Source organism: Tsukamurella conjunctivitidis (assembly GCF_007858475.1).
In the GTDB taxonomy this organism is placed as follows: Bacteria; Actinomycetota; Actinomycetes; order Mycobacteriales; family Mycobacteriaceae; genus Tsukamurella; species Tsukamurella conjunctivitidis.
Map to the genome: position 1 here is coordinate 1 of NZ_VIGX01000174.1, position 603 is coordinate 603.

At 68.8% G+C, this 603-nt stretch carries 1 protein-coding gene; it reads left to right on the top strand.

The annotated features are described in order from the left end of the window. Positions 1–66 precede the first annotated feature (66 nt). Positions 67–603, top strand: a 537-nt coding sequence (locus tag FK530_RS24900; protein ID WP_146489479.1) for a GNAT family N-acetyltransferase, incomplete at its 3' end; no start/stop codon positions are given.

Genomic DNA, 603 nt, shown 5'->3' on the forward strand with positions numbered 1-603 from the left:
GGTCGCCACCAGCTATGAGCTCAGGAACCAGCGCGACGCGATCAAGGTGATGGTGGACCCGACGCGATGAACACCGCCGAGGCGAGCAGACGCGATCCCGGCAGGGTCATCCTGCGCACCCCGCGCCTGGAACTGCGCGAAATGACCCGCTCGGACCTGCCCGCCCTGCGCGCGATCCTCCAGGATCCAGTGACCATGGCCGCCTACGAGGGCGCCTTCGACGACGCGATGGTGGAGGAGTGGCTGGAGCGCATGCTCACCCGCTACCGCGACGACGGCTTCGGCCTGTGGGCAGTGACCCTGCGCGAGGAGTCCGGGGGCGAGGCCGTCGGCGGCAGCGTCCACGAGGGCGGCGCGCAGGGGATGATCGGCCAGTGTGGTCTGAGCATTCAGCACATCCTGGGCGAGGACGTCATCGAGGTCGGATACCTGTTCAACCGGGCACTGTGGCACCGGGGTCTGGCGACCGAGGCCGCAGCCGCCTGCCGGGACCTGGCCTTCACCACCCTGGGCGTGGACAGGGTCCACGCCCAGGTGCGTGACACGAACATCGCCTCCATGAATGTCGCCATCCGGCTGGGAATGACGGTGAGGGGACGCTTC